Raw genomic sequence first — 3,765 nt, forward strand, 5'->3', positions numbered from 1 at the left:
CTTTTACTTCGTTAGAAGTATTCTTCTTTGGAAATTTTTCTTTCATGGATTTATCAAATTGATACACTGCTTTGCGGGTATGTCTTGATTTTTCTTGTAAAAATTCTTTCGGTGATTTTTGGTTATAACGTGCTTTGGTATGTGTTGCGTCCACAATGATTGTTTTACTTTTGATAATGTTCTTTTCGAGTGCGATTTCAACTGTTTTTCCAATGAGCATATCTAATAAACTTACGTCTTGAAGACGAAGTCTGCGGAATTTTGTGAGTGAGCTTGAATCAATCACGTCATCTTCTGGCGCCATTCCTAAAAAATACTTGAAAGACATGTCATATTTTGAACGTTCGACAAGGTCTACATCAGATACATTAAAAATGGCTTTTAACAATAAGTACTTAAACATTCGAATCGGAGGAATCGCATTTCTTCCATTGTCTAAACAATATTTTGTTTTCAATTCTTCTAAAATGAATGAGAAATCCACTAGTTCGTTAATTTGACGAAGCATATTATCTTTTGGCACGACAATATCGTAAATGGCCATATATGGACTTAAGTTGAAAGTCTCTTGGTTTGAAATCATTGAGAACACCACCTGCATTTAGTCTCTCAATTATAAATTAAAAAGGCGAGGTATTCGACGATTGAATCGTCGAATACCTCGCTAAGTGGAACCAATTGAAGTTTTTCAGTGCCCTCATATATTATCGAACTCATGCCCAAACCACTGCCAAATGAAATACCATATCTAACTTTTAGGTGTCACTTCACTTTACGGTAAGACTTGATAAAGTTTATACTTTCAATTTTCTCAATATGAGCTTTTCACAGTCTTGTAATCTTTCATTTCATATACTCACACATTTTTTTCTTTAGCTAGATTGTTTGTTTACTTTTCTTGATGTCAATCACATGTTTTAACTCCAGAACAGATATTGAAACACATTATTAATCAAAGATAGTAGTCCTACAATCAAAAATCCTGAACCGACAATTTTTTGAGTTTTATTTTTTCTCTTTCTATTTAACAACAAGATAAGTAATCCAATCAAGACACAGACAATGCCGAAAATAATAAAAACGACATTCCCCATTTGAACAACACTTTCATCCACTCTTGGTAAAAATGACGGAATTGGCAAGCCAGATAAATACATATTTTTTCTCCATTCAACTTTTAATTTTATAATCTATTAACGTTTCCGGTTGTTGTTTTAATATTAATTTCATTGGTTGGGTCACCCACGATTTCTGAGCTACATCTTCCATTTTTCACGAAACTTTCTATCTTAATACAGTAATCACTTAAGCTTGGATTGATGGTCAACTCAATAGCTCCTGTGGTTGTTTTGATGAATTCCCTACGGAACAGCTTATTATGAATAACTGTTATTTTCCCTGTAGTGCTTGAAATAAGAGCTTGGCTGTTGTCATCTTCACTGTCTAAGCTACCCATTGTGATATCTCCAGTTGTTGATTTGATGGATACATCTTTTCCAACTAAAGATCGAACAGTTATATTTCCTGTATCGGTTTTAAAAGAGGCATTTGGAACAATAAGATCATCGGCTATGATTGAACCTGTTGTCGATTTGATACCGACTTGCCCCATATAAGATTCTGGCAGTTTAATTTGAATATAAATTCCATTGAAGAAATTTAAAGGCATTAAAGGATTTTCTCTTTTCAATTGAAGAGAAAGCTGGCTACCTTTCAAATTCTCTGTAAAGACAAATGATTTTGCCTGTTCCCTATTCGTAAAATAATATTCAATTTCAAGATGATTACCGGGAATGTGTTCAATTTTTCCCTGACCTCTCTCAAAAAATATATTCAGTTGGTCAATCTTAGATAAATCAAATTTACACATTTTTTTTTCTGACTCAATCCCTTTAGATTGATAATTGGCATAAACCTTTTTAGCTAATAAACTAGAAATTGTAACTGACGACACCAGAGAAATTAATTTTATAGGTTTCATATTCACACCTCTTTTAGTTCATTCTCTATATTCATAAATTGATAGAATCTGGATGTTGGTTGATATATTTTATTAAATGATCCTGCATCAACGACTTTTCCGTCTTCCATAAAGATTATTGAATCATACTGAGATAGTAAGTTTTGATCCAATTTATGCGTAATTGTAATCAATGTCTGTTCAGGAATATCTAGTAGATCTTTTTCTACCTGATAGGCCGTCTGCATATCCAATGCAGAGGTTCCTTCATCCAGAACTAGCAAAGGTGATTTACGAATCAATGCCCGTGCCATTACAATTCTTTGTTTTTGTCCGCCCGAAAAATTAGAGCCATTTTCTTTTACTGGTATGTCCAATCCGGTTTCATCTATATCAATAAATTGAGAAACACCGCTAGCTGCCATTGCAAGCTTTTGCTCTTTTTCGGTATAAGTCTTGCTCAAACAAATATTATGGGCAATCGTTGTATTGAATAGATAAACGTTCTGATGAATAATAGAACATAAATTCTTTATCCCCTTCTTATCTATCTTTCTAATTTCTTGATTATCATACAAAATTTCTCCATCATAATTGGTTAAAGTTGACGTTAGTAGATTGATCATTGTAGATTTTCCACTGCCGCTTGGTCCGACTACAGCATATTTTTTTCCTTTTTCAAAAATCAGATTTATATTCGATAATACTGGCTGATTTTCTTTATAAGAGAATGAAAGGTTTTTACAGACAATTTTATCCGAAAATGTTGGCTGAGGTAATGCCACTGTTTCCTCTATTTTTTTCACCGTCAATTCTTCTACCTTTGCGATCAATGGGCCAACACTTTTCATTTTTGTAGTATTTTGCATAATCATGATCACTGGACTAATAAAAATGCTAGTCAACTGAACAATAGCTACTAAAGATCCTAATGTCATTTCTTGATGTAGTACTTGATAGGAACCGATGAAAATAACCAAAAAAATAGTTCCCATAGCAATCACTTCAGATAGTGCTTCATTAACAGCTAATAATTTATCAAATGAAAACTTTGTTTTTACAAGACTCGTGTTAGACTTTTCAAATTCATTGGTACTATCAGATTCCATTTCATAATCTTTGATTACTTCAAAGCCCGAAAATAGATCTTTCGATTTTTCTGTGAATAAAGATGCTTGAACGGAAGTTTTCTCCTGTTTCGTCTGCAATGGTTTACCGAACAGCGCTGGTACTACAGACATGATGATTAGGCAGCCGAATAAACTAAGCGTGATTATCGGACTTAACGTCAGTAGAATAACTAAGGCGAATACAAATACAAATGCATTCTGCAGACATAAAAGTAATGGTTGTAAAAAGTTTTCCTCAATTGCTTTAACATCATTTGTAACGATCGATAAGTAGCTAGCTGTATTTTTTTCAGCGAACTCCTGATGATTTTTCCTCATCACTCCGAGAAAAACATCACTTCTCATAGAGTAGACAATTTTCTTTATCAATTGTTTTCCGCATAATGAATACAGATATTTTACTAAACCCATTCCTAGGAAAAATATGATCGAAAGATACATCATATTTTCGAACGTCGAAAAATCACCATTTGTTGCTGCATCAATAATCTTTTGCAGCAGCAATGCAATCAATGCAGTAGAAGCTCCACTTAAACCTCCCAGTATAGTCGTAATAAGCACAAGCCCTTTATTCTGCTTAAGGTATTTCTTCATATTTCATCTCCTCAAATTATTTATCATGCAGAGGCAAAACATTGTTTGAGTAGAATGTTTTACCTCGCATGCTTTTACTAG

General features: G+C 33.3%; 4 protein-coding genes. All 4 read right to left on the reverse strand.

Going from position 1 to position 3,765, the window contains the following annotated elements; all coding sequences use genetic code 11:
• On the reverse strand, positions 1–583 hold a 583-nt coding region (locus ACQKN4_RS22735; RefSeq protein WP_427484886.1), incomplete at its 3' end, for a transposase.
• A gap of 334 nt (positions 584–917) precedes the next feature.
• Positions 918–1,157, reverse strand: coding sequence for an LPXTG cell wall anchor domain-containing protein (locus ACQKN4_RS22740; protein WP_079563958.1), 240 nt, complete (start codon positions 1,155–1,157; stop codon positions 918–920).
• A gap of 26 nt (positions 1,158–1,183) precedes the next feature.
• Positions 1,184–1,981 (reverse strand): DUF4097 family beta strand repeat-containing protein, encoded by a 798-nt coding sequence (locus tag ACQKN4_RS22745; protein WP_427484887.1) that lies wholly within the window; start codon positions 1,979–1,981, stop codon positions 1,184–1,186.
• A gap of 2 nt (positions 1,982–1,983) precedes the next feature.
• Positions 1,984–3,684 carry an ABC transporter ATP-binding protein gene (locus ACQKN4_RS22750; RefSeq protein WP_427484888.1) on the reverse strand — a complete coding sequence of 567 codons (1,701 nt, stop codon included), beginning with the start codon at positions 3,682–3,684 and terminating at the stop codon, positions 1,984–1,986.
• Positions 3,685–3,765: the final 81 nt, after the last annotated feature.

Origin of the sequence: Lysinibacillus sp. NPDC093692 (genome assembly GCF_050280125.1) — a bacterium.
Lineage (GTDB): Bacteria > Bacillota > Bacilli > Bacillales_A > Planococcaceae > Lysinibacillus.